Origin of the sequence: Thauera chlorobenzoica, from assembly GCF_001922305.1 — a bacterium.
GTDB lineage: Bacteria > Pseudomonadota > Gammaproteobacteria > Burkholderiales > Rhodocyclaceae > Thauera > Thauera chlorobenzoica.
This window is the reverse complement of sequence record NZ_CP018839.1, coordinates 2,697,818-2,722,275: the sequence shown is the minus strand read 5'-3', so window position 1 is coordinate 2,722,275 and position 24,458 is coordinate 2,697,818. Positions and strand designations below refer to the sequence as shown.

Here is a 24,458-nt window from a genome sequence, read left to right as displayed (position 1 = left end):
TTCAGCCGAAGTGGCAGATGTAGTGATAAGGCTCGCCCGCCACCTCGATGTCGAAGCTGGAGTTTCCCGGCACGTTGAAGGATTCTCCAGCGCCATAGGTCTGCCATTCGCCGGACTTGCCATCGCTGCCCTTCAGGCGCACGCGACACTGGCCGGCGACGCCTTCCATGATTTCGGGCGCGCCGGTATTGAAGGTGAGCGCAGCCGGCAGGATGACGCCGACCGACTTCTTGGTGCCATCGGCGAACTGGATGCCGTGGCTGACGCACTTGCCGTCGAAGTAGACATTGGCCTGGGTGGTGACGGCGACGCCGTCGATCTTTGCGGTGATGCTCATGGCGAAAGCGGACTCCTATTCAATGCCAAGGATTTTCTGGATGAGACCCTTCGAGACGAAGCCGAGAAAGCCCAGGCCGAGGACGACGAACAGCCAGATCGTGCCGTAGCGGCCGGCCTTCGATTCCCTGGCGAGATTGCCGATGATGAACAGCATGTAGAGGACCAGGGCGGCGAGGCAGACCTTCAGCGAGATCGACTCGAACTCGGCGAGCGTGAGGCCGAAGAGAAGGATGTCGTCGTCCATCGGGGGCGGTGCAATGCTCGAAAAGGGTGTGGCCGGGCCCGCGCAGCGGGGCGCAGGTCACCGGCCGGAGGCGGATCAGCCGCGCTTCGCCCTGGCGTTGGCGGCGATGCGCATGCGCAGCGCGTTGAGGCGGATGAAGCCGTGGGCGTCCTTCTGGTTGTAGGCGCCGGCGTCGTCCTCGAAGGTGGCGATGGTCGGGTCGAACAGCGAATCGGACTTCGAGTCGCGCCCGGTGACGATGACGTTGCCCTTGTAGAGCTTGAGCCGCACCCAGCCGTTGACGGTCTGCTGGGTGTGGTCGATCAGCGCCTGGATCGCCTGGCGCTCGGGGCTCCACCAGTAGCCGTTGTAGATCATGCTGGCGTAGCGCGCCATGAGGTCGTCCTTGAGGTGGGCGACTTCGCGGTCAAGCGTGATCGATTCGATCGCGCGGTGGGCACGCAGCAGGATGGTGCCGCCCGGGGTTTCGTAGCAGCCGCGGCTCTTCATGCCGACGTAGCGGTTCTCGACCAGATCGAGGCGGCCGATACCGTGCTTGCCGCCCAATTCGTTCAACCTGGCGAGCAGCTCGTGCGGCTTCATGCGGGTGCCGTCGATCGCGACGAGGTCGCCCTTCTCGAACTCCAGATCGATGTACTCGGCCGCATCCGGGGCGGCCTCCGGCGACACCGTCCACCGCCACATCGACTCCTCGGCTTCGGCCGCCGGGTTCTCGAGGTGGCGCCCTTCGAAGGAGATATGCAGCAGGTTGGCGTCCATCGAGTAGGGCGAACCGCCCTGCTTGTGCTTCATCTCGATCGGAATGCCGTGCTTTTCAGCGTAGGCGAGCAGCTTCTCGCGCGACAGCAGATCCCACTCGCGCCACGGCGCGATCACCTTCACGCCCGGCATCAGCGCGTAGTAGCCGAGCTCGAAGCGGACCTGGTCGTTGCCCTTGCCGGTGGCACCGTGCGACACCGCGTCGGCGCCGGTGGCGCGCGCGATCTCGATCTGGCGCTTGGCGATCAGCGGGCGCGCGATCGAGGTGCCGAGCAGGTATTCGCCTTCGTAGACGGTATTGGCACGGAACATCGGGAAGACGAAGTCGCGCACGAATTCTTCGCGCAGATCGTCGATGAAGATGTTCTCGGGCTTGATGCCGAACTTCAGCGCCTTGGTGCGCGCGGGCTCGAGCTCCTCGCCCTGGCCGAGGTCGGCGGTGAAGGTCACCACCTCGCACTGGTAGGTGTCCTGCAGCCACTTCAGAATGACCGAAGTGTCCAGCCCGCCGGAGTAGGCGAGCACAACCTTGTTGACGTCGCTCATGCTGTTTTCCTGTTTCCTGCTGTGTTGCCGGTGTGCACGCCCGTGCACACCGTGATTGTTCCGCGCCTCAGTCCTCGATGCGGCCGAGCATCAGGTATTCCATCAGCGCCTTCTGCGCGTGCAGGCGGTTTTCCGCCTCGTCCCAGACCACCGACTGCGGGCCGTCCATGACCTCGGCGGTGACTTCCTCGCCGCGGTGCGCCGGCAGGCAGTGCATGAACAGCGCATCCTTGTGCGCGACCGCCATCATCTCGGCATCGACGCACCAGTCGGCAAAGGCTTTCACGCGCTCTTCGTTCTCGGCCTCGAAGCCCATCGAAGTCCACACGTCGGTGGTGACCAGATCGGCGCCCTTGCACGCCTCGAGCGGATCGGCGAACTGCTCGAAGTTGGCCGTGCCGTACAGGCCGGCGCGTTCGGGCTCGACTTCGTAGCCCGGCGGCGTCGACACATGGACGTTGAAGTCGAGCACTTCGGCGGCCTGCAGCCAGGTGTTGCACATGTTGTTGCTGTCGCCAACCCAGGCCACCGTCTTGCCCTGGATCGAGCCGCGGTGCTCGATGTAGGTGAAGATGTCGGCGAGGATCTGGCAGGGATGGTATTCGTTGGTCAGGCCATTGATCACCGGCACGCGCGAATTGGCGGCGAAGCGTTCGACGATGTCCTGCTCGAAGGTGCGGATCATCACCAGGTCGCTCATCCGCGAAATCACCTGGCCGGCATCTTCCACCGGCTCGCCGCGCCCCAGCTGCGAGTCGCGGGTATTGAGATAGATCGCCGTGCCGCCGAGCTGGTGCATGCCGGCCTCGAACGACAGCCGGGTCCGGGTGCTGGCCTTCTCGAAGATCATCACCAGGGTGCGGTCGAACAGCGGGTGGTAGGGTTCGTAGCGCTTGAACTTGTCCTTGATCCACTTCGCGCGCGCGAACAGGTGGCCGTACTCCTCGCGGGAGAAGTCCTTGAACTGGAGATAATGCTTGATCTGACTCATGCCGCCTCCTTAGCCCCGGGCGAGGAAATCGCGGATCATCGGCGCCAGCATCGACACCAGGGTTTGCGCGTCGGCGGGAGTGAAGGTGAGCGCCGGCAGCAGACGGACGACGCGTTCCGAGGTGATGCTGAGCAGCAACCCCTGCTCCGCGGCACGCTCCATCAGCACCCCGCACGGACGGTCGAGTTCGATGCCGATCATCAGCCCGCGGCCGCGGATATCGACCACACCGGCGACGCCGTCGAGCGCTTCGGCCAGCCCCTTGCGGATCGCCTCGCCGACAGTGACGGCATTCTCGATCAGCTTGTCGTCGACGATGGCGTCGAAGGTGGCCAGGCCGGCCGCACAGGCCAGCGGGTTGCCGCCGAAAGTGGACCCGTGATTTCCCGGCCCGAACAGCCCTTTCGCCTTGCCGGCGGTGACGCACGCGCCGATGGGCACGCCCGAAGCCAGTCCCTTCGCCAGGGTCATCACGTCGGGCATCACCCCGGCATGCTGCCAGCCGAACCACTTGCCGGTGCGGCCCATGCCGCACTGGACTTCGTCGCAGATCATCAGCCAGCCTTTCTCGTCGCACAACGCCCGGAGGTCGCGCTGGAAGGCCTCATCGGCCACATTCACCCCGCCCTCGCCCTGGATCATCTCCAGCATCACCGCGGCGATGCCGTGATTGTGCTCGCCGATTTTGCGGATCGCCTCGATGTCGCGGTAAGGCACGCGGATGAACCCCTGCACCAGCGGCTCGAAGCCGGCCTGGGTCTTGCGGTTGCCGGTTGCCGAGAGGGTCGCCAGGGTACGCCCGTGGAAGGCGTTTTCCATGACGATGATGTGGGGCAGTTCGATTCCCTTCTGATGGCCGTGCATGCGTGCGAGCTTGATTGCCGCCTCATTGGCCTCGCAGCCGGAATTGCAGAAAAACACCTCATCCATGCCCGATGCCTCGGCGATGCGGTCGGCGAGCTGTTCCTGGAGCGGAATGGCGTAAAGATTGGAAGTGTGCAGCACGCGCGCGGCCTGACCGGCAATGGCCTTGACCAGAGCGGGATGATTGTGGCCAAGGGTGTTGACCGCGATCCCGGACAGGGCATCGAGATAGCGCTTGCCAGCCTCATCGTACAACCACACGCCCTCTCCGTGCGTGAAGGCGACGGGCAGGCGGGCGTAGGTGTTCATGAGATGGGACATGGTGTACCTCGAACGAAACGAAGACGGAGAAACGAAGGCTGGAAAACGCGCACGGCGGCAGGTGCCGCCGTGCAGGATCGGGCCCCGATGTTAAGCCAAAAACCTCGGCCCTGTACATAAGCCCGACAGCAATCCAGCGCCTTCCGACAGCGGGAGCGGCGGCACCGGACGGCGGATTCCCGCCCCCCTGGCGCACGGCATCATCGCCGGTGTGGCCCGCCCATCCTTCGGGCCCGGGCGCACGGCGCCGCCTGCGCTCCAGCCCCCGTCCGTTTCGCCCTGCGGTTTTCTGCTAGAATTCGCGCGCTTTTGAGTCCCGGCGACAAAGAACCGGGGCCTGAACACCCCCCGAAGCCGCCAAGGCATCACACATGAACCAGAAGATCGAAAACTTCGTCATTGTCGGGGTCACGAGGGAAGGAAAGACGTTCCGTCCAAGCGATTGGGCCGACCGCCTGTGCGGCATCATGTCCGCTTTCGGCGCGGACCACCGCATGATGTATTCTCCCTACGTGCGCCCGGGCTGCACCCTCACCGGCAACAAGACGGTCCTCGTCGACGCCCGGCTCTACGACATCGAGCCGCTGGCCTACAAGTTCCTGATCAACTTCGCCAACGACAACGATCTGCAGATCGACTGGATGGGCGACACTCCGCTATAGCGCGGCGCGCACCGCGGAAAGCGAACAACCGCCAGGATGCAGGCATCCCGCAGGAGCGCGCCCATGCTGGGCACACAAAATAAAAAAGCGACCCGCAGGTCGCTTTTTCCATACCCTGCGCCGCAGCGCCAGGGCCTTGCGTGCCGAACGACTCAGGCAGCCATCGACTTGACTGCGGCGGACAGGCGGCTCTTGTGGCGAGCGGCCTTGTTCTTGTGGATGATCTTCTTGTCGGCGATGGTGTCGATGGTGCTCATCGAGGTGCGAAAGACCGACTGAGCCGCCGCCTTGTCGCCACCCACGATGGCCTTGCGCACGGCCTTGATCGCGGTACGCAGGCGGGAGCGAAGGCTGGCGTTGTGAGCGCGAGACTTGACTGCCTGACGGGCGCGCTTGCGAGCTTGTGCCGAGTTGGCCATAAATTCGATTCCGTTTTGGTGGTTCTAGAAAGTCCGCGATTCTATCCGCGTAGCCATCCGGATGCAAGCCTGTTTTCGGCTATCATGCGCGCTCCCCATTCCCAGCACGCCATCCCGGCGGCGCCCCCCGTCCCGCATGAACCTGCTGCGCGCCCTCGTCACCGTCAGCGGCATGACCCTGCTGTCCCGCATCCTCGGTTTCGTGCGCGACTTCGTCATCGCGCGCACCTTCGGCGCCGGCCTCGCCACCGACGCCTTCTTCGTCGCCTTCCGCCTGCCCAACCTGTTGCGCCGGATGTTCGCCGAAGGCGCGTTCTCGCAGGCTTTCGTACCCATCCTGGCCGAATACAAGAACCGCCAGGGAGCGGAAGCGACCCACACCCTGGTCAACCGGGTCGCGACCGCGCTCGGCCTGGTGGTGGCGCTCGTCGCCGCCCTCGGGGCGCTCGCTGCGCCGCTGATCATCTACGTTTCTGCCCCCGGCTTCGCCGGCGATCCCGGCAAGTTCGAACTCACCGTCGAACTCACCCGCATCACCTTCCCCTACATCTTCTTCATGGCCCTGGTAGCCCTCGCCGGCGGCGTGCTCAACACCTGGAGCCGGTTCGCGATCCCGGCATTCACCCCGGTGCTGCTGAACCTCGCATTCATCGGCATGGCCCTGTTTGCGGCCCCCTATTTCGACCCGCCAGTGCTTGCGCTGGCCTGGGCGGTGTTTCTCGGCGGCCTGCTCCAGCTCGTGCTGCAGATCCGCCCGCTGCGAAAGATCGGCATGCTGCCGCGCTTCGACCTGAACTTCTCCGATCCCGGGGTGCGCCGCATCATGAAGCTGATGGCGCCCGCCCTGCTGGGCGTGTCAGTGAGCCAGATCTCGCTGCTGATCAACACCATCTTCGCCTCCTTCCTGGAAAGTGGCAGCGTGTCCTGGCTGTATTACGCCGACCGCCTGATGGAATTCCCCGCCGGCCTGCTCGGCGTCGCGCTGGGGACCATCCTGCTGCCCAGCCTGGCCAAGCTGCATGCAGACGAAAAGACGGAGGAATTTTCCTCCCTGCTCGACTGGGGCCTGCGCCTGACCCTGCTGCTGACCCTGCCGGCCGCGCTCGGGCTGGCGCTGCTGGCGGTGCCACTGGTGTCCACGCTGTTCAACTACGGCGCCTTCTCCGCCACCGATGTAATGCAGACGCGCAGCGCGCTCGTCGCCTACAGCATCGGCCTCACCGGGCTGATCCTGGTGAAGGTGCTGGCGCCGGGCTTCTACGCCCGCCAGGACATCCGCACCCCGGTCAAGATCGCGCTGATCACCCTGGCGGCGACCCAGCTGATGAACCTCGCCTTCATCGTTCCACTGCGCCACGCCGGGCTGGCCCTGGCGATCGGCCTGGCCTCCTGCCTGAACGCCGGGCTGCTGTTTCGCGGCCTGCGCAAACGGGCGATCTACATGCCGCAGCCGGGCTGGACCGTATTCATGCTCAAGCTGCTCGCGGCACTGGCGGTGATGGGCGGCGTCCTGTGGTTCGGCAGCGGGCCGGAAACCCAGTGGGTGCAGAGCGGCGGACTGGAACGTGGCCTGAAGCTGGCAGCAGTGGTCGCGGGCGGCGCCCTCGCCTACTTCACCACCCTGTTGGCTCTCGGTTTCCGCCTGCGCGACTTCCGCCGCCGCGGCGCCTGAGGCGCGGCCCGCGAATCAAGGCACCGGCGGCAGCGCAATCAAATCGCTGCGCCGGGCGCCGGCGGTGAACGCGCGACAGTCGTCGAGAAAGCAGCGGATCGCCGCGCTGTGGTACTTCCCCTTGTGCCAGGCGAAGCTGAACTGCCGGCGCAGATCGAGCTCCGGCGTCTCCAGCGCCACCAGGCTGCCACGCCGCAGCGCATCGCGCAGCGCCAGCCGCGACAGGCACCCCAGCCCCAGCCCGCTCTCCACCGCACGCTTGACCGCCTCGGTGTGCTCCAGTTCGAGGCGTGGCACCAGCCCGCCGGGGCGATGGCGCAGCGCTCGATCGAAGGTTTCGCGCGTTCCCGAGCCACGCTCGCGCAAAATCCACGGCTGCGGCGCGATCTCATCCACCGCCACCGCCTGGCGTCCGGCCAGCGCATGCGAGGGCGCACAGAACACCACCAGCTCGTCATCGACCCACGGCTCGAGCTCGATTTCGGCATCCACCACCTGCCCTTCGACCAGGCCGAGGTCGATCTCGTAGCGCAGCAGCATCGCGGCGATGCTCGCCGTGTTGTGCACCTGCAGCCGGACCCGGCTTTCCGGATGGCGCTGCAGGTACGCCGACACGATCAGCGGCAGCAGGTAGTTGCCGATCGTCAGCGTCGCCCCCACGCGCAGGTTGCCCAGCCCACGGTCACTACGCACCAGGGTCTCGATCTCCTCGGCACGGTCGAGCAGCTCCACCGCATGCGGCAGCAGCAGGCTGCCCTGCTCGTTCAGGCGCAGGCGCTTGCCTTTGCGGTCGAACAGCTGTTGCTCGAACAGGCTCTCCAGCTCGGCCAGCGCCGCGCTCGCCGCCGACTGCGACAGCGCCAGCGCCTCGGCCGCGCGCGACACGTTCTCGCTGCGCGCGACCCCGACGAAGACCTGGAGCTGACGAAGAGTGAATCGCATATCTATTTTTCAGGTAAGAGATAGAAATATTATCCAGTAAAAAGGTAAAACATTCCCCCTAGAATCCACTCATCCCCACTTCGCACACGGCCCCGATCATGAGCAACCTCGCCACCGAAACCGTCCTCAGCGTCCATCACTGGAACGACTCCCTGTTCAGCTTCCGCACCACCCGCAACCCCGGCCTGCGCTTCGAGAACGGCCAGTTCGTGATGATCGGCCTCGATGTCGAAGGCAAGCCGCTGACCCGTGCCTACAGCATCGCCAGCCCCAACCACGAGGAACACCTCGAGTTCTTCAGCATCAAGGTGCCCGACGGCCCGCTCACCTCGCGCCTGCAGTTTCTGCGTCCGGGCGACCCGATCGTGGTCAGCAAGAAGCCCACCGGCACCCTCGTCGTGCACGACCTCAACCCCGGCAAGCACCTCTACCTGCTCGCCACCGGTACCGGGCTGGCGCCCTTCCTCAGCGTCATTCAGGACCCGCACACCTACGAGCGCTTCGAGAAGGTGGTGCTGGTGCACGGGGTCCGCTTCGTCTCCGAGCTCGCCTACACCGAGTTCATCACCCGCGCGCTGCCGCAGAATGAATTCTTCGGCGAGCAGGTGCGCAAGCAGCTGATTTACTACCCCACGGTCACCCGCGAACCCTTCCGCAACACCGGCCGCATCACCCATGTGATCGAAACCGGCAAGCTGTCCGCCGACATCGGCCTGCCGGCGCTCGATCCGGCGCACGACCGGGTGATGATCTGCGGCAGCCAGGCGATGAACAAGGACTGCTGCGACCTGCTCGACGCACGCGGCTTCGCAATGTCGCCACGCATCGGCGTGACCGGCGACTACGTGATCGAGCGCGCCTTCGTCGAAAAGTGATCCGCCCCACGGCGGTGAGGTGACCCACTGCGACGCCATTGCACGCGCCGCCCCTCCCCCTTCCTCCGGAACATCCTCGTCCGCTGCTCCCGCCCTGCCCGGGCGCAAGACGATGCGTGCTCCCCGCGTCCGCCTCCGGTAGACTCCTGCCCTTTCCGACTCCGCAGGACCCCGCCCAATGGCCCAATACGTCATGTCGATGCTGCGCGTGAGCAAGATCGTTCCGCCCAAGCGTCAGATCATCAAGGACATCTCCCTCTCCTTCTTCCCCGGCGCCAAAATCGGCCTGCTCGGCCTCAACGGCTCGGGCAAATCCACCGTGCTGCGCATCATGGCCGGAGTGGACAAGGAATACGACGGCGAAGTGCAGTGGCTCGCCGGCCAGCGCATCGGCTACCTGCCGCAGGAGCCCGAGCTCGACCCGGCCAGGACGGTGAAGGAAGAGGTCGAATCCGCGCTCGGCGAAATCATGGAAGCGCGCCAGAAGCTGGAAGAGGTCTACGCCGCCTACGCCGAGCCCGACGCCGACTTCGACAAGCTCGCCGAGGAACAGGCCAGGTACGAGAACATCCTGTCTACGGCCGGCAGCGACGTCGAGACCCAGATGGAGATCGCCGCCGACGCCCTGCGCCTGCCGCCCTGGGACGCCGTCATCGGCAAGCTCTCCGGCGGCGAGAAGCGCCGTGTCGCGCTGTGCAAGCTGCTGCTGTCCAAGCCCGACATGCTGCTGCTCGACGAACCGACCAACCACCTCGACGCCGAATCGGTCGAGTGGCTCGAGCAGTTCCTGACCCGCTTCCCCGGCACCGTGGTCGCCGTCACCCACGACCGCTACTTCCTCGACAACGCCGCCGAGTGGATCCTCGAACTCGACCGCGGCCACGGCATCCCGTGGAAGGGCAACTACTCGTCCTGGCTCGAGCAGAAGGGCGACCGCCTGGCCCAGGAAGCCAAGCAGGAAGCCGCCCACCAGAAGGCGATGAAGACCGAGCTGGAGTGGGCGCGCTCCAACCCCAAGGCACGCCAGGCCAAGTCCAAGGCCCGCCTCGCCCGCTACGAAGAGATGGCGAGCGTCGAATACCAGCGCCGCAACGAGACCCAGGAAATCTTCATCCCGCCCGGCGAGCGCCTCGGCGACAAGGTCATCGAGTTCCACGAGGTGAGCAAGGCCTTCGGCGACAAGCTGCTGATGGACAACGTCAGTTTCAGCGTTCCGCCGGGCGCCATCGTCGGCATCATCGGACCCAACGGCGCGGGTAAATCGACCCTGTTCAAGATGATCGAGGGCCGCGACACGCCGGATTCGGGCACGGTGGAGATCGGCGCCACGGTCAAGATCGCCGCGGTCGACCAGACCCGCGAGGGCCTCGCCAACGACAAGACGGTGTTCGAGGCGATCTCAGAGGGCGCCGACATCCTCACCGTCGGCCGCTTCGAGATGCCCAGCCGCGCCTACATCGGCCGCTTCAACTTCAAGGGCGGCGACCAGCAGAAGATCGTCGGCAACCTGTCGGGCGGCGAGCGCGGCCGCCTGCACCTGGCCAAGACCCTGATCCAGGGCGGCAACGTGCTGCTGCTCGACGAACCGTCCAACGACCTCGACGTCGAGACCCTGCGCGCGCTCGAAGACGCCCTGCTGGAGTTCGCCGGCTGCGCGCTGGTGATCTCGCACGACCGCTGGTTCCTCGACCGCATCTGCACCCACATCCTCGCCGCCGAAGGCGACTCGCAATGGACCTTCTTCGCCGGCAACTACCAGGAATACGAGGAAGACAAGAAGAAGCGCCTGGGCGAGGAAGGCGCCAAGCCGAAACGCATCCGCTACAAGCCGATCGCGCGCTGACCGGTTTCGCCCGCTTGCCGGAAGGCTCCGCCGCGGACTGCGGCAGCGGGCGGGCGCAGCGGCAGGGGCTCCATCCGCCGGCGCTGTGCTACCCGGCCAGGGCGACGAGGGCCGCGCCCAGGCCACGCTCAGGCCGCGCGCCGGCGCGCGGTCTGCGTGCTGACCAGGATGCCGCCGACGATCAGCACGAACGCGGCACCATGGTAGAGGCGCGGCCACTCGCCGATCACGGCGGCCGACAGAACCGCGGTAAACAGCGGGTTGAAGTTGTAGAAGATGGCCGCAACCGCCGGGCCGGCTTCGGCCACCGCCACGCCCCACGCACGGTAGGCGATGATCGACGGCCCGACGGCGACATAGACGATGATCGCCACCAGCCCCCACGACCACTGCGTCGGCCCCGAAGGCAGGATCAGGTCGCCGGCGGCAGCGGCAGCGACCGCCCAGCCCACCCCGAACACGCACTGCACGGCGAGGAATTCCGCCCAGTTCCACGCCGGGCGGGCCTCCCCGGTCATGTGCGCGGGCGGACGCGCGAGCATCCAGCTGTAGGCGGTCCACCCCACCATCGCCAGCAGCATCAGCAGGTCGCCCTCGACGAACTCGATGCGCGCGAGCGCGGCGGGCTCGCCGCGCGACAGCACCACCGCCACCCCGGCGAGCGACAGCAGCGCGCCGAGAACCTGTACCGGGCGCGGAATCACGCGGTAGAACAGCGCACCGATCAGCATCATCCACACCGGCGCGCTCGAGGCGATCAGGGTGACATTGAGCGGCGTACTGGTACGCAACGCCATGTATTGCAGCGCGTTGTAGGCGCCCACGCCGATCAGCCCGAGCACGGCCAGGTGCGCCCAGCGCGCGCGAACCCGGGCACGCGCCGCAGGCGTGCCGAAGGCGCGCCAGCCCAGCGGCAGCAGCAGCACGAGGGCCAGCGCCCAGCGCACCGCATTGAGCCAGAGCGGATCCATACGCTCGATCGCAATCCGGCCGACGACCGCGTTGATCGCCCACAGCAGGGGCGGCAGGATCAGAAAGAAGAACAGCCGGGGAGAGAGATTCATCAGGACGATTATTGTTTGATCGGGTTCTCGATGGCGGAAGGGCCGCGCCCTGCCTCAAGCGCGGGGCAGGCCGGGCCAGTCCGCGGCGGAAAGCGCGAACTTGTAGGCGAAGCCGCTCCAGGAAACCCCCCGCAGCAAGGCGTCGATGAAGCCTGTGCGATCGGTGACCCAGCTGCCGCCCACCATGGTCACACCACGGGCGAACAGCGGCTCGGGCAGACAACCCGCGCTCGGGCCAATCAGCACGATACGGCGGGCGTGGCGGCAATGGCCGAGGATGGCGTCCACCGTATGGTTGAGCAGGATCGTGCTGGTCGACAGCACCTTGTCGCAGGCCTCGAGCTCGCCCGCATCGAGGGTGACGCGATAGCCCTCGTACTCGCCGACGCGCTCGGGATTGAGCTCGATCACGGTCAGGCGCGCACCCGCGGCAGTCACCTGCTTGAGCAGCGGCGTAAACAGCCCGACCATCCCGATGTGCTCCCCCATCCGGGGCGCGATCCCGCCGATCGAATCGGACGCGCGCGGAGGTGCAAACCCCATCCGCTCCATCACCGTGCGCGACAGTGCATTGGCCGCGGCGAATCCCAGCATCCGGCGCAACTCGACATCACCGCCCGCTCCTGCGGGCGCGGCGAATTCGCGCGCGAGTTGCAGCGCATCCATCCCGACAATGCTTTTCGGGTCATCCGAGCCGAGCAGCCGGGCGAGGGCGTTGCCGAGCAGGACGTAGGAAAGGCCGAGCGCCCCGTCATCGAGTTCCAGCGCGCAGAATTCGCCGTTCTTCGACGTGGCAGCCTCGGGCGGCGGCAAGTGCAAGGCCCGCACGCGCGGAACCGGCTGGCCGGCAAGGGCCTGTTCGAGGCAGGCGATCAGATCTTCGGCAAACCCCATCGCGCTTACGCCCGCGGCCCCGCCGCAGCGCTGTAGGCATGGGCTTTGAGCGTTTCCAGATCGACCACCCCCAGCGCCGACTCATGCGTGGCCTCGAGCACGACCGGCGGCGCCACGCCCGCTTCGAGGGCTTCCTTCCAGCGCAGCGCGCACAGGCACCAGCGATCGCCCGGTTTCAAGCCCGCGAACCGGAATTCCGGGCGTGGCGTGCTCAAGTCGTTGCCGGCCGCCTGGGAAAAAGCCAGAAAAGCCTCATCGACCCGCACGCAAATCGTATGGCGACCGAGATCGTCGGGGCCGGTTTCGCAACACCCCGTCCGGAAGAACCCCGTCAGCGGGGAATAACTGCAGGCCAGCAAGGGCCCGCCCAGGACGTTTCGTGACGCATTCATGCTCGTTGTTTCCGCAGATTGATGGACCACACGGGAAAACGCGAAGCGCCGGTCCGCCCGGCAAGCCGGGTGGCGGCACCCCGCAGTGGCCGGAGCATTGTAGCGCCAGCGCTCCCCGATCGACCGAAAACAGCGTATTTCTGCTATTTTTGCCGGGTTACATCGATTTCGGTACCTGAATGTCTGCCATGCCCGACACGCAAGATTCAAAGCGTGAATTCATCAGCACCGCCCAGGCTGCACGTCAGCTGGGTTTGTCTTTGGGCACTGTTCAGCACATGGTCGAGGCCGGCGCCCTCTCCGGCTGGAAAACCGCCGGCGGCCATCGCCGGATCTGGCAGGACTCGGTCGATGCCCTGCTCGCCCGCGGTCGCACTCACGGCGGCACGCTGCGGGTGCTGATCGTCGAGGACGACAAGCTGCTGCAAACGCTCTATCGCGAGACATTCTCGACCTGGCCGATTCCGCTCGAGCTGAACATCGTCAATCACGGCCTCGACGCCCTCGTCGAACTCGGCCGCGAACAACCCGACCTGCTGATCACCGACCTGCGCATGCCCGGTGTCGACGGTTTCGAAATGATCCGCCGTCTGCACGCCAATCCCTTGAGCAGCCGCACCTCCATCGTCGTGGTCTCGGCGCTGAGCGCGCAAGAAATCGCCGCCCGCGGCCCCCTGCCCAAGGACGTCACGGTTTATCGCAAACCCATCCCCTTCCACGAACTGCACGGCTATATCCAGGCATTGTCCGCGCAGCGCCGGCGCACACACGACGGGGCGTGAGCATGCGCACCGGCAAGGCATAAAAAACTTTCGTCCTCCCGCTCTTCCGGCTATAATGCCGCGCTTTCACGGACAGGTGGATGAGTGGTTTAAGTCGCACGCCTGGAAAGCGTGTTTGGGATAATATCCCAACGCGGGTTCGAATCCCGCCCTGTCCGCCAGAACACCATAAAGCCCTGATTTTTCAGGGCTTTATTTTTTATAGGCCTCCGGGCGCTGGTGGCGAGCCCCCACAGCGCCCAGTTGGCAAAACTTCGCCGGCAAAGAGCCGTTGGCACAGGTGACGGCCTGTTCCATTGCTTGAGCGGATGGAAGCCGGCTCATACGCCATGCCGGTACTCGGCATGATCGGCACGACTTGCCGCTCCTCCGTATCTGTATAAAAATACAGCCACAGGAGAAGTGCCATCATGTTCCCCACCCGCCGATCCCACCAGACCTGTCCGTACTGCCACATGCCGGTCGCCATCGAACAGTTCGAGTTCGCCTCGGACCAAATCCACACCTACAGAGTCTGTCCGGAATGCGGACACCCTCTGCTCCTGAGCGAACGGTCGACCGCATCTGCGGCGGCACGCAGCACGGCAGAGCCGAGCGGGCCGGCAGATGCGGCACAAGCGCCCCACCCCCGCCTGCGCAACCTTGTGGAACGGCATCCCGGTCACGCCGGCGGCGGCAGATGAGCCAGCTCAGCTTCGATTTCGCCGTCGATCGCGGCTTCACCCCTCGGCGTACAGCGCCTTCCAGACACGCGGCCGCGCCCAAACCGTACCCGGCTCCGACCAACCCCGATCCGGACCCTGCCCGACTCGCACCCATGACCACCAACGCCTCCACCCACCCTCTTTCCGCCCCCCTCCCCGCCCCCGAATCCACCGCTGCGGACGCTCCGGTGGCGATCCGCGAAGACCGCCTGTGGCACGACGCCGGCTGGATGGCGCGCGTGATCAAGAACGAGGATGACGACGGCTGGGCCGTCGAAATGCTCCAGGATGGCGAGCCCGAACCGGCACTGGTCGGCCCGTGGACCATGGGGCGCGACAAGAAGAACCCCAAGCCGCTGGATCAGGCCGCATTCAACACCCTGGTGAAAACCGCCTCCGAAGTGCTCCTGCGTCACCAGCAGCAACACCATGCCGCGCTGCACAAACGCCTGACGGTGTTCGCCCGCGACAGGCAATGGGAAGTCAGGCTGGACATCGTTCCCGACGAGTACGAACCCTATGCCCTGCTCAGCGCATTCGACGAGGCGGGCGACGAACTCGCGCAGCTGCGGGTGCGGCCCGACTTCAGGCTGACGAGCGCGAGCGCCACCGCGTGGATCATCGACGACTTCCGCCATCCGCAGCGGGAAGACGAATGAACATCGCCGCAGGACACTGGCCCCTCGGCCTGGCCAGCCACCGCAGCCTCGACACCGCAGCGCCCCGCTGAGCCGCAGTCCGCATCCCGCAGCCCGCATCTCTTAACCAGCGGGGTCCCGGCCCGTCCGGTCCGGGGTCGGGCGAACGGAATCGCTCAGCTCAACGCTGCGCCGCTGCGTCAGCGCGGCGATGATCTCTCCGTCATGATCGTAGATGTCCTCGCGCAGCTGCACGCCGCCGGTTTTGTCGAGCCCCGCCGTGAAGTAGAGCAACAGTACCGGAATCTCGCGCCCGACCGCAATCGTGCGGGTCGCCCCGCGATCGAGCTCGGCCGCGAGCGTTTCCGCACTCCACCGCTGCGGATCGTCGAGCAGCAGCAAGGCGAGCTCCAGCGGCTTTTCCAGGCGCAGGCAACCCGAGCTGAAAGCGCGCACGCTGCGCCCGAACAGCTCCGGGGCATTGGTATCGTGCATGAAGATCGTGTAAGGATTGGTGAGCGCGAACTTGATCCGCCCGAGCGCGCCGTCGGCGCCCGACTCCTGCACGATCCGGTAAGGAAAGCCGTGTCGGGGCACCGCCGCCCAGTCGATCCCGGCCGGATCGACCGCCTGCCCCTTGGCGTCGACGACACGCATCCTGTGCGCGGCGAGATACCCCGGATCACGCACCATCGCGGGAATGACATCCTGCTTGAGGATGGTGGGCGGCACCACCCATTTCGGATTGAGTACGAGGTGCTGCACGCGGTCGCGGAGCAAAGGGGTCTTGCGCGACGGCCGCCCCACCACCACGCGCGAGGACCACGCGCGCGCGCCATCGAGCACGAGTTCGGCGGTCTGGGCGGCGATATCGAGGCGAAGATGATCGCCTTGCAGGTCTTGCGCGACCCAGCGCAGGCGCTCGAGGTTGGCACGGATCTGGTCGGCGCGCCGCGCCGGGCCGACCTCAAGCGCCGCCATCGTCTGACGCCCGGCCAGGGCATCGGCCTCCAGCCCGTGGGCACGCTGGAAGCGGCGCACCGCCTCGGCCAGGAGAGGATCGAAGTATGCCGGATCGGCCGTCTCCAGACCGCGTTCCCCGCCTGCCTGCAGACGGGCGCGCAGGGCAGCGACACGTCGGTCGCGCTCGCCGGGATGCAGCGTCGGCCCGGCAGGGACCGGCGGCCAGTCGCCGAGCGCGGCCTGGGCACGGTATTGCGCATAGGCTTGCTGCAAGACCCGGTACACGGGCAGCGCCGGCGCATGGTCCGCGATCGCCGCCCCCAGCCCGGGAGCCGCCAGCACCGCCTCAAGTTCGCCGGCCCGCAGCGCCGGGCCGGGTAGCGGCGCGAAGTTCCACTCGCGGTACAGCAGGCGCGGGTCGAGCTTGCCGTAGCGCAACTGGCGCAACAAGCGGGCAAGGCTGTCGGAGAGGGTTACCTCCCTCTCGGCCCGTTGTGCGGGCGAGAGGGAGGCCGGATCGGCATCCACGGCCTGGCGCAGGCGTTCGAGTGCAAAATCGGCGGGGTCCAGCCCATGCTCGCGGCTGGCTTCCACCGCGGTCAACAGCGCCGCAGCCGGCGCCGCGCCGGCCCATGCCGGGCGATAGGCTCGGGCAAGGTAAAACGGCGCCACACTGTCGTCGATGGACGCGCTGCGCAGTTCAAGCTCACCGGCGATGGCCTCAGCCATGTCGTCCATCGCCCCCGCCACCGCCCCCCCCGCGTCGCCAGCCCCGTGGGCGGGAAGGGCGGGGGCCACAACCGGCGAGCCGGGATGCGTGCCCGCCGTCGCCGCGGGCGCTACGGCGGATTGCCCCGCAGCAGCGGCCAGCACCCCCACCACCAACGCCGCCAGAGTTACAAAACTTTTGCCTGTCCGGGTGCCTGTTTCGGTTAGGATGCGCGATTCAAGTGCTTGTTCGGAATGACGATTATCCATGTCGAGAACTCCCCACGATGACTCTGGCGCACGCCGCCGGCTGCTCCTCAAAGGTCTTTCCACTTTGCCGCTGGGCCTCTCCCTCGGCAGCGCACGGGCCCATCCTGCCGCATTCGCCCACGATCACCGGCTCGCGTTCCGCCACACTCACACCGACGAGCGTCTCCAGCTCGCGTACCGCGACCGGCGCGGCTACATCGAACCGGCACTGCAGCGCATGAACTGGCTGCTGCGCGACTTCCGCACCGGAGACGCCATCGCCATGGACCCCCGCCTGTACGACATGCTCCATGCCTTGAGCCTGCGCTGCGGCGGCGATACGTTCGAGATCATCTCCGGCTACCGTTCGCCGGCCACCAACCAGGCCCTGCGCAAGACCGGCGGCGGGGTGGCCAAACGCAGCCTGCACATGGACGGCAAGGCGATCGACATCCGCCTGGCCGGGGTGGACAGCGCGCGCCTGTGCGATGCCGCGCTCGCCTTGCGTGCCGGCGGCGTCGGCTATTACCCCGAATCGGATTTCGTCCACATCGACACCGGCCCGGTGCGCAGCTGGGGCCCTCGTCCGGCCTGATGCAGGTTCCGATGCCGCGCACCGCGCGTCGGCCTTCAGTCCAGCAGCAGCAGCGCCCACACCACGGCCGCATTGAGCAGCGCAATGAACACCGCCGCACTGCCGATATCCTTGGCGCGCTTGGACAAGGGGTGGCGCTCCAGCGATACCCGATCGACCACCGCTTCGATCGCGGAGTTCAGCAGTTCGACGACCATCACCAGCAGCACGCTGCCGATCATCAGCGCCCGCTCGAGCGCCGAGTCTCCCAGCCACAGCGCCACCGGCACCGCGATCAGGGCGATCCAGACCTCCTGGCGGAAAGCGTCTTCGTTGCGGTATGCGGCGCGCAGGCCGTCGACCGAGTAATGCAAGGCGCTCCAGACGTGGCGCAGGCCTTTCGTGCTTTTGAAGGGGCTTTCCATCCTGATGTCGTCGGTGTCGTCGCGGGACCGCGATGATGGCACGAAACCCCACCGCCTTGCCGTCCGCGGCTCAGGCCGGATCGAGGCGCAGGATCCGCCCCCCGCTCTCGTCGAGCAGCCACAGCCTGCCGTCCGGCCCCTGGCGGACGTCGCGGATCCGCCGGCCGAGCGCACTGAGCATGCGCTCTTCATGAACGACCTTGCCGTCCTCGAGCACCAGGCGAACGACGAGCTGGTGCTTCAGCGCGCCGACGAAGAGATTGCCGCGCCATTGCGGAAAGGCCTCCCCGGTGTAGAACGCCATTCCCGACGGCGCGATCGACGGCGTCCACTGCCAGCGTGGCGCCTCGACATCGGCGCGCTCCGTGCCTTCGCCGATCTTGCGCCCGGTGACGTATTCGCGGCCGTGGGTGATCACCGGCCAGCCGTAGTTGCGCCCGCCCCGGGTGAGATTGAGCTCGTCGCCGCCCTGCGGGCCGTGTTCGTGCGTCCACAGCGCGCCGGTCTGCGGGTCCAGCGCCGCCCCCTGGAGATTGCGGTGGCCGTAGGACCAGATCTCGGGCAGCGCGCCGGCACGACCGCGGAAGGGGTTGTCCGCCGGCGCGCTGCCATCCACGGCGATGCGCACCACCTTGCCGAGGTGGCTGTCGAGGGCTTGGGCGCGATCGCGGAAGTGATAGCGGTCGCCGAGAGTGACGAACAGACTGCCATCGGGGGAGAACACCAGGCGCGAACCCCAGTGATGGCTGCCGGAGGGGTCCTCGCTCTGGGCGAAGATGCGTTGCACCGCGTGCACGCGCAAACCGTCGAGGTCGAGGCGGGCGCGCGCCACCGCGGTGCGCGCGCCGCGCGCGGTGGGCTCGGCGTAGGAAAACACGATCAGGCCATCCTCGGCGAAACGGGGGCCGAGGGCGACATCGAGCAGCCCGCCCTGGCCCTGCGCGTGCACCTCGGGCAGACCGGCGATCGGCGCCGACAGACTGCCGTCGGCAGTGACGACGCGCATCCGCCCCGGCCGTTCGGTGACCAGCATGCGGCCATCGGGCAGGAAAGCGAGCGACCACGGGTTTTCCAGGCCGCGTGCGACCTCGCTGACCTTGACGCTGGCCGTTTCGGTGCGCACGATCACGTCCCTCGCCCAAACCGGCACGGGAACAAGCACTGCCGTGAACAGCAGCGCGCCGAGCAAGGTAGTGCACCACACCGCTTTTGCCGCAACCATCATCGTTCTCCTGTGCCGGACGGGAGCCGGCGGGAACCTCCCGCGGCTCCGGCCTTCCCGTGGCCGGCGATCGTGATCAACGCTTTTAGGACTTCGCATGCCCGCGACCGTTCGTCAACTGCTGCGCCTGCTTTTTGTCATCGTCCTGCTGGCCGTGTTCTGGCTGGCGCTGCTGCCGGCCCCCGAGGTACCCCGGCTGGTGGCCTGGCAGGACAAGATCGAGCACGCCGTACTGTTCGCCGCCCTCGCCCTGCTGGCGCTCGCAGCCTGGCCGCGGCAGGCGCTGCGCATCGCCTGCGGCCTGCTGCTGTACGGCGCAGCGATGGAAGTGGCGCAGGCGCTGACCGCGCACCGCGTCGGCGATCCGCTCGACTGGCTGGCCGACGCGACCGGGTTGCTGGTGCTGCTGCCCTTTGCCCGGCGCCGGCATGATCGGCTGTAAGCTCCGCCCTCGCGCGCCCGAAGGCGAACCTTCGAACCGGAACTCCCTGCGATGAACACTGCCCGCCACGTCCTCGAACTCCTCGCTCCGGCCAAGACCGCCGACTTCGGCATCGAGGCGATCAACCACGGCGCCGACGCCGTCTATATCGGCGGCCCGGCCTTCGGCGCGCGCTCGGCCGCGGACAATACGGTCGCCGACATCGCCCGCCTCGCGGCGCACGCCCACCGCTACCACGCGAAGGTGTTCGTCGCCACCAACACGATCCTGTTCGATCATGAACTGGAAGCAGCGCAGCGGCTGATCTGGCAACTCTACGACGCCGGCGCCGATGCGCTGATCGTCCAGGACATGGGCCTGCTTGAACTCGAGCTGCCGCCGATCCAGCTCCACGCCAGCACCCAGACCGACATCCGCGACGCCTCCAAGGCGCGCTTCCTGCAGGATGTGGGCTTCTCGCAGCTCGTGCTGGCGCGCGAGCTGAGCCTCGCCCAGGTGCGCAAGATCGCCGATGCCACCACCTGCCAGCTCGAATACTTCGTCCATGGCGCACTGTGCGTGGCCTTTTCCGGCCAGTGCTACATCAGCCACGCCCATACCGGGCGCAGCGCCAACCGCGGCGAATGCTCGCAGGCCTGCCGCCTGCCCTACGACCTCAAGGACCAGGACGGCCGCACCCTCGCCAGCGGCCAACACCTGCTGTCGATGAAGGACAACAACCAGAGCGCCAACCTGCGCGCGCTGGCCGCCGCGGGGGTGAGCTCGTTCAAGATCGAGGGCCGCTACAAGGACCTCGCCTACGTCAAGAACATCACCGCCCACTACCGCCGCCTGCTCGACGACCTCCTCGATCGCCCCGAGGCCGACGGCCCGGCCTGGCGCCGCGCCTCCAGCGGGCGCACCACCTTTCTGTTCACGCCGCAGGCCGACAAGACCTTCAACCGCGGCTACACCGATTACTTCACCCACGAGCGCCAGCACGGCATCGAGGCCTTCGAGTCGCCGAAATTCGTCGGCGAGCCGATCGGGCACGCGGCGAAGATCGACGCCAAGGGCCGCAAGTTCTTCGATGTCGAGCGCAACACGCCCCTGCACAACGGCGACGGCCTGGCCTGGTACGGCCCGAAGGGCGAGCTCGCCGGCCTGCGCGTCAACCGGGTCGAGGCCGGTGCCGACGGCATCGACCGGGTGTTCGTGTCCGAGCCGCTGCCTGCCGGACTGGTGCCCGGCACCGCGCTGTTCCGCAACCACGACCACGAATTCGAACGCGCCCTGGAAAAGAAGTCCGCCGAGCGCCGCATCCGCGTCGATGCGCGCTTTGCCGCCACCGCCACCGGCTTTGCCCTCAGCCTCACCGACGAGGACGGCATCGGCGCGACCGCGGAGTTGGATACCGCCTGGGAGCCGGCGCGCGATGTCGGGCGCGCGCTGGCGGGGATCCGCGAGCAGCTCGGCAAGCTCGGCGGCACGATATTCACCGCCGGCGACATCGTCCTCGCCCTGCCGCCGGCCTCGGGCGCGGCTGCCGTCGCGCCGGCCGCCCCCTTCCTGTCCGCCGCCCAGCTCAACGCCCTGCGCCGCGAGGCCGTCGAACGCCTCGAAGCGGCGCGCCTCGCGGCGCATCCGCGCCCACCCCGGGCGGCAGCGGTCGAACCGCCGGTACCCTACCCGCAGGACGACCTGAGCTATCTCGCCAACGTCGCCAACGCCCGCGCCCGCGCCTTTTACGCCAGGCACGGCGTGAAGCGGATCGACGCCGCCTTCGAAGCGAACGAGGAACGCGGCGAAGTGCCGCTGATGATCACCCGGCACTGCCTGCGCTACAGCCTCAACCAGTGTCCGAAGGAAGTGAAAGGCATCCGCCCCGAACCGATGCAGCTCGTCCACGGCGACCAGACCCTGACCCTGCGCTTCGACTGCAAGCGCTGCGAGATGCACGTCATCGGCGCGCTGAAGCCGCAGGTCGCGAACAGGCACGAAGCAACGGAACGCAAGCTGGAGTTCTTCCCGAAAGGCGGCTAGATGCAGGCGGCCAGATGCGGCATGAACCGCGACCCCACCGCCCGCTCTGGTAATCTTGCCCCCGCAGCGGCGCAACCGCTCGTCCGATCGAAATACCGGAATCCACCGCATCGATGCCGCCCCTGACCCCGCTCGCCAAGCTCGCCGACCGCCCGCGCGCGGCCGAAGCCCCACTCGTCGTCGTCGCCCTCTGTGCCGCCTGGTGCGGAACCTGCCGCGACTTCCGCCCGGCATTCGAGCGCATCGCAAGCGCCCGCCCCGGCATCGTCTTCGCCTGGGCCGACATCGAGGACGACGCCGAACTCGTCGGCGACATCGACGTGGACAACTTCCCTACCCTGGCAGTCATGCGCGGCGGGGTCGTGCTCCATTTCGGCGTCACCCTGCCGCATGAGGCCGTGGTCGCACGGCTGATCGACGCCTTGGCGAGCGCACCCGCACGCCCCGCCCCCGGCGTGCCCGACGAAGTACGGACCCTGGCGGCGCAGCTGTCGCGCTGAACCGCCGTCTCCTCCTGCACCTGCCCGACCGCGAACACGATCATCATCAACCGCAGCGACCGCTTCGGCCTCGCGCAACTGCACCAGATGCGCGGCCGCGTCGGCCGCAGCCCGTGCTGCCATCGGATACTTGCGCTCCAGCGCATTCGGCAGCATCGTCACCCGGTCCACCTCCGGCGCCCCCAATTCCTGCGGATGTCGCTTGCCGTGAAAGAGGATGAACCACCGTATCCAATCAACGTACGCCTGCATCCGTGCGGATGCTGTAATGCTTTACGCGGATGCGCTCCCGGACACGGTCGAGCAATCACGGCGACGCTGGCGCTGACGGGTCTGCAGTCATGGGTAGGACACGCTAAAAAAACGTAAGGGATTGTATTGTTGCATGAAGTCGTCTTGATGTAGAGTGCATACATTCGTGCCGACGGGTTGAGATCCGTCATTTAGGCGGTCCACTTATAGTTAGCCATCATGTCAAAGCCTATCCCAACCGAGAGACAAGTTCTCCGCTGCATTTACGACTTATATCAAGCATCCTTTCCAATTGAGGGCTCGAACATCGGAGGCTCTATGCCGTTTCCAGTGGAAATTGACTTCTCAACAAACATGACGGTAGCGCCCGTAGTCGCGGGGGATGGCCGGCACCAGAGGGTTCTTCGGTAGATGCTCGAGCTTGGACATTCGCAGGTAGGCGATCGCGATGAAGTTCTCGGGGTCCCGGAAGCCTCGGGCGGCGGTCTTCGCTTTCTGAAGCAGGCCGTTCATCGCCTCGACGTAGGCGTTGCTGCGCCCGTCGAGCATGCCGTGCACGACACCGCCGAGATGTTCTTTCAACGTGGCCGCCAAGCGCTTGAACGGCTCGAGCCGCGAGCGTCGAGCCCAGCTCATCCACTTCGTCAATGCGCCCAGGGCGAGCTCTTCGCTGTTGCTGTCCCGCGCCTCGCGGTAGACCAGCCGCAGGGCCTGCTTGAGTCGCCAGGCCCGTGCGCTCTTCAGGTTCGAGCGCTGCAGCCAGTGCATCGCCTCGAACTGCGCCCGAGTCCAGCTCGCCGAGTCCTTGCGCATGCCCCACAGCAGTTGGCGAAGGGTCTTCTTGCTATGCACGCCCACCGCCTCGCGGACGGCGGCGGCCGAGCTGCGCATCTCTTCGCGTCGCACCTCATCCATCGCCGCGTTGGCAAGCGCCACGACGTGAAAGCGGTCGTAGCTGATCTGGGCGTTGGGCAGCGACTGACTGATCCCCTTGGCGTACGCCGCGCTCATGTCGATGCAGGCGTGTTCGATGGTGGCCGGATCGCCGCCATGCGCGCGCATGTCCTCCGAAAAGGCCCCCAGGGTTTGATGGTCACGACCGGGGCAGGCGAACAGCAAACGCTTGGCCGCCAGGTCATGCACCACGGTGATGTACTGGTGCCCACGCTTGACGCTGGTCTCGTCGATGCCCACGTGGCGCACGCCCGACATGTCGTCCTTGGCTCGCGCCACCTCGACGTAGTGGCGAACCCGCCGCCACAGCCGCTTTGGTGCAACCCGCATCTGATTGGCGGCCTGGCGCACGGGCAATTCCCGGCACAGCGACAGGCCCAGCGCCTCGAACAGCAAGGTGAAGCCACTGCCCTCGCGTGCCCACGGCACCGGCAACTGCGTGGTCTTGCCGCAGCCCGAGCACTGCACGCGCGGCACCTCGGCATGGAGCCAGGCTTCGAACTGGAAGAAGTCCAGGTGTCGCCAACTGCGGCGCACGCGATCATGGATCAACTGCTGCTCGACCCCGCATGCCGGGCAGGTCGCACGTTTGCCGGTGTGCTCGACCTCGAAGTCGATGCGCCGCTTGGCCGTGTTGAGCTCGACCTTGGCGACTTGCCAGGGCGGCTGCAGGCCAAGTGCGGTGGTGAAGAGGGCTTCGATCTGGTTGTTCATCGGGTGCGAGGTCGGCGTCAGTGTCGGGCGGTTGGACCACCGAAGGTCATGTTTGTTGAGAAGTCAATTTCCACTGGAAACGGCATAGAGCCACATCGGAAAGGTAATGATTGAGATCGATATTGAGGCGATTGCAGAAGAGCTTGGCTGCGACAAACACATCTTATTCGGCTACATTTACTACCATCTTGATCACAAGTACAAATACAAGACTGGCGAGAATTCATCCGTGCATTTGTTCGCGCCAGTGGCCGGAGAATTGCGACACGCAATCAACCTGCCGTACCTCGCAGCTATCTTGGCCGGACAAGATCAGGAAAATTCCAAATTCATCTGGTCATTAGGCGTATCGCTAGTGGCCTTAGCACTTTCTGTTGGTGCGATCATCGCGCAATTAGTCACAGCAAAATGACTGCTAACCATTTGCTCAACTCGGACCGCCCAAAAGCTGCGCTTTTGGTTCCCTTCGCGCTACGCGCTCC

At 66.5% G+C, this 24,458-nt stretch carries 25 protein-coding genes and 1 tRNA gene; 12 read left to right on the top strand and 14 right to left on the bottom strand.

Annotated elements, in window-relative coordinates; translation table 11 throughout:
- Position 1: 1 nt before the first annotated feature.
- The 5 genes from ppnP to Tchl_RS12640 form a co-directional block, all read right to left on the bottom strand.
- Entirely contained in the window at positions 2-337 is a 336-nt protein-coding gene (gene ppnP / locus Tchl_RS12660) for a pyrimidine/purine nucleoside phosphorylase (RefSeq protein WP_075148720.1), read from the bottom strand.
- A gap of 15 nt (positions 338-352) precedes the next feature.
- Entirely contained in the window at positions 353-583 is a 231-nt protein-coding gene (locus tag Tchl_RS12655) for a DUF2788 domain-containing protein (protein ID WP_075148719.1), read from the bottom strand.
- A 75-nt stretch (positions 584-658) separates the two neighbouring features.
- Positions 659-1,888 carry an argininosuccinate synthase gene (locus Tchl_RS12650; RefSeq protein ID WP_075148718.1) on the bottom strand — a complete coding sequence of 410 codons (1,230 nt, stop codon included), beginning with the start codon at positions 1,886-1,888 and terminating at the stop codon, positions 659-661.
- 67 nt (positions 1,889-1,955) lie between these two features.
- Complete coding sequence (gene argF, locus Tchl_RS12645; protein WP_075148717.1) at positions 1,956-2,879, bottom strand: ornithine carbamoyltransferase; 924 nt, start codon at positions 2,877-2,879, stop codon at positions 1,956-1,958.
- A 9-nt stretch (positions 2,880-2,888) separates the two neighbouring features.
- Positions 2,889-4,064, bottom strand: coding sequence for an aspartate aminotransferase family protein (locus tag Tchl_RS12640; protein WP_075148716.1), 1,176 nt, complete (start codon positions 4,062-4,064; stop codon positions 2,889-2,891).
- Positions 4,065-4,435: 371 nt separating this feature from the next.
- Here Tchl_RS12640 and Tchl_RS12635 point away from each other — a divergent pair, with 371 nt between their 5' ends.
- Positions 4,436-4,726: a DUF3579 domain-containing protein gene (locus Tchl_RS12635; RefSeq protein ID WP_075148715.1), complete on the top strand. Its 291-nt coding sequence runs from the start codon at positions 4,436-4,438 to the stop codon at positions 4,724-4,726.
- Between the two features lie 152 nt (positions 4,727-4,878).
- Here Tchl_RS12635 and rpsT read toward each other — a convergent pair whose 3' ends face one another.
- The gene (rpsT, locus tag Tchl_RS12630; RefSeq protein ID WP_075148714.1) at positions 4,879-5,145 is read right to left on the bottom strand and encodes a 30S ribosomal protein S20; all 267 of its coding nucleotides are present in this window, start codon (positions 5,143-5,145) and stop codon (positions 4,879-4,881) included.
- Between the two features lie 136 nt (positions 5,146-5,281).
- Here rpsT and murJ point away from each other — a divergent pair, with 136 nt between their 5' ends.
- On the top strand, positions 5,282-6,817 hold the full coding sequence (murJ, locus tag Tchl_RS12625) for a murein biosynthesis integral membrane protein MurJ (protein WP_075148713.1): 1,536 nt from the start codon (positions 5,282-5,284) through the stop codon (positions 6,815-6,817).
- Between the two features lie 15 nt (positions 6,818-6,832).
- Here the strand turns inward: murJ and Tchl_RS12620 are convergent, their stop codons facing one another.
- A complete protein-coding gene (locus tag Tchl_RS12620; RefSeq protein WP_075148712.1) occupies positions 6,833-7,759 on the bottom strand; it encodes a LysR family transcriptional regulator in 927 nt (308 codons plus the stop codon).
- 98 nt (positions 7,760-7,857) lie between these two features.
- Between Tchl_RS12620 and Tchl_RS12615 the strand changes: the two genes are divergently transcribed.
- Together Tchl_RS12615 and ettA are read left to right on the top strand one after the other, a co-directional pair.
- Entirely contained in the window at positions 7,858-8,634 is a 777-nt protein-coding gene (locus tag Tchl_RS12615) for a ferredoxin--NADP reductase (RefSeq protein WP_075148711.1), read from the top strand.
- Positions 8,635-8,812: 178 nt separating this feature from the next.
- On the top strand, positions 8,813-10,477 hold the full coding sequence (gene ettA / locus Tchl_RS12610) for an energy-dependent translational throttle protein EttA (protein ID WP_075148710.1): 1,665 nt from the start codon (positions 8,813-8,815) through the stop codon (positions 10,475-10,477).
- A gap of 128 nt (positions 10,478-10,605) precedes the next feature.
- Here the strand turns inward: ettA and Tchl_RS12605 are convergent, their stop codons facing one another.
- The 3 genes from Tchl_RS12605 to Tchl_RS12595 are packed head-to-tail and all read right to left on the bottom strand — an operon-like array spanning position 10,606 to position 12,827.
- A complete protein-coding gene (locus Tchl_RS12605; RefSeq protein ID WP_075148709.1) occupies positions 10,606-11,541 on the bottom strand; it encodes a DMT family transporter in 936 nt (311 codons plus the stop codon).
- Positions 11,542-11,595: 54 nt separating this feature from the next.
- Positions 11,596-12,435, bottom strand: a complete 840-nt coding sequence (locus tag Tchl_RS12600) for a Rossmann-like domain-containing protein (RefSeq protein WP_075148708.1) — start codon at positions 12,433-12,435, stop codon at positions 11,596-11,598.
- Between the two features lie 5 nt (positions 12,436-12,440).
- Positions 12,441-12,827, bottom strand: a complete 387-nt coding sequence (locus Tchl_RS12595; RefSeq protein WP_075148707.1) for a DUF2237 family protein — start codon at positions 12,825-12,827, stop codon at positions 12,441-12,443.
- A gap of 188 nt (positions 12,828-13,015) precedes the next feature.
- Here Tchl_RS12595 and Tchl_RS12590 point away from each other — a divergent pair, with 188 nt between their 5' ends.
- The 3 genes from Tchl_RS12590 to Tchl_RS12580 all read left to right on the top strand — a co-directional run bounded on the left by Tchl_RS12590 (position 13,016) and on the right by Tchl_RS12580 (position 14,972).
- Positions 13,016-13,609: a response regulator gene (locus tag Tchl_RS12590; protein WP_075148706.1), complete on the top strand. Its 594-nt coding sequence runs from the start codon at positions 13,016-13,018 to the stop codon at positions 13,607-13,609.
- 70 nt (positions 13,610-13,679) lie between these two features.
- A tRNA-Ser gene (locus Tchl_RS12585) sits at positions 13,680-13,770 on the top strand.
- 656 nt (positions 13,771-14,426) lie between these two features.
- A complete protein-coding gene (locus Tchl_RS12580; protein ID WP_075148705.1) occupies positions 14,427-14,972 on the top strand; it encodes a hypothetical protein in 546 nt (181 codons plus the stop codon).
- A 102-nt stretch (positions 14,973-15,074) separates the two neighbouring features.
- Here the strand turns inward: Tchl_RS12580 and Tchl_RS12575 are convergent, their stop codons facing one another.
- On the bottom strand, positions 15,075-16,652 hold the full coding sequence (locus Tchl_RS12575; RefSeq protein ID WP_075148704.1) for a L,D-transpeptidase family protein: 1,578 nt from the start codon (positions 16,650-16,652) through the stop codon (positions 15,075-15,077).
- Positions 16,653-16,890: 238 nt separating this feature from the next.
- On the opposite strand from Tchl_RS12575, the gene Tchl_RS12570 reads away from it, so the two are divergent.
- Positions 16,891-17,466 (top strand): YcbK family protein, encoded by a 576-nt coding sequence (locus Tchl_RS12570; protein WP_075148703.1) that lies wholly within the window; start codon positions 16,891-16,893, stop codon positions 17,464-17,466.
- A 35-nt stretch (positions 17,467-17,501) separates the two neighbouring features.
- Here Tchl_RS12570 and Tchl_RS12565 read toward each other — a convergent pair whose 3' ends face one another.
- A complete protein-coding gene (locus Tchl_RS12565; protein ID WP_075148702.1) occupies positions 17,502-17,870 on the bottom strand; it encodes a diacylglycerol kinase in 369 nt (122 codons plus the stop codon).
- A 70-nt stretch (positions 17,871-17,940) separates the two neighbouring features.
- On the bottom strand, positions 17,941-19,095 hold the full coding sequence (locus Tchl_RS12560; protein WP_198158951.1) for a PQQ-dependent sugar dehydrogenase: 1,155 nt from the start codon (positions 19,093-19,095) through the stop codon (positions 17,941-17,943).
- Between the two features lie 94 nt (positions 19,096-19,189).
- Here Tchl_RS12560 and Tchl_RS12555 point away from each other — a divergent pair, with 94 nt between their 5' ends.
- The 3 genes from Tchl_RS12555 (at position 19,190) to Tchl_RS12545 (ending at position 22,056) form a co-directional block, all read left to right on the top strand.
- The gene (locus Tchl_RS12555; RefSeq protein WP_075148700.1) at positions 19,190-19,534 is read left to right on the top strand and encodes a VanZ family protein; all 345 of its coding nucleotides are present in this window, start codon (positions 19,190-19,192) and stop codon (positions 19,532-19,534) included.
- 51 nt (positions 19,535-19,585) lie between these two features.
- On the top strand, positions 19,586-21,556 hold the full coding sequence (locus Tchl_RS12550; RefSeq protein ID WP_075148699.1) for a peptidase U32 family protein: 1,971 nt from the start codon (positions 19,586-19,588) through the stop codon (positions 21,554-21,556).
- A 113-nt stretch (positions 21,557-21,669) separates the two neighbouring features.
- Complete coding sequence (locus Tchl_RS12545; RefSeq protein WP_075148698.1) at positions 21,670-22,056, top strand: thioredoxin family protein; 387 nt, start codon at positions 21,670-21,672, stop codon at positions 22,054-22,056.
- Between the two features lie 597 nt (positions 22,057-22,653).
- Here Tchl_RS12545 and Tchl_RS12535 read toward each other — a convergent pair.
- The gene (locus Tchl_RS12535) at positions 22,654-23,976 is read right to left on the bottom strand and encodes an ISL3 family transposase (RefSeq protein WP_075148697.1); all 1,323 of its coding nucleotides are present in this window, start codon (positions 23,974-23,976) and stop codon (positions 22,654-22,656) included.
- A gap of 106 nt (positions 23,977-24,082) precedes the next feature.
- Between Tchl_RS12535 and Tchl_RS12530 the strand changes: the two genes are divergently transcribed.
- Positions 24,083-24,388: a hypothetical protein gene (locus Tchl_RS12530; RefSeq protein WP_198158950.1), complete on the top strand. Its 306-nt coding sequence runs from the start codon at positions 24,083-24,085 to the stop codon at positions 24,386-24,388.
- Positions 24,389-24,458: the final 70 nt, after the last annotated feature.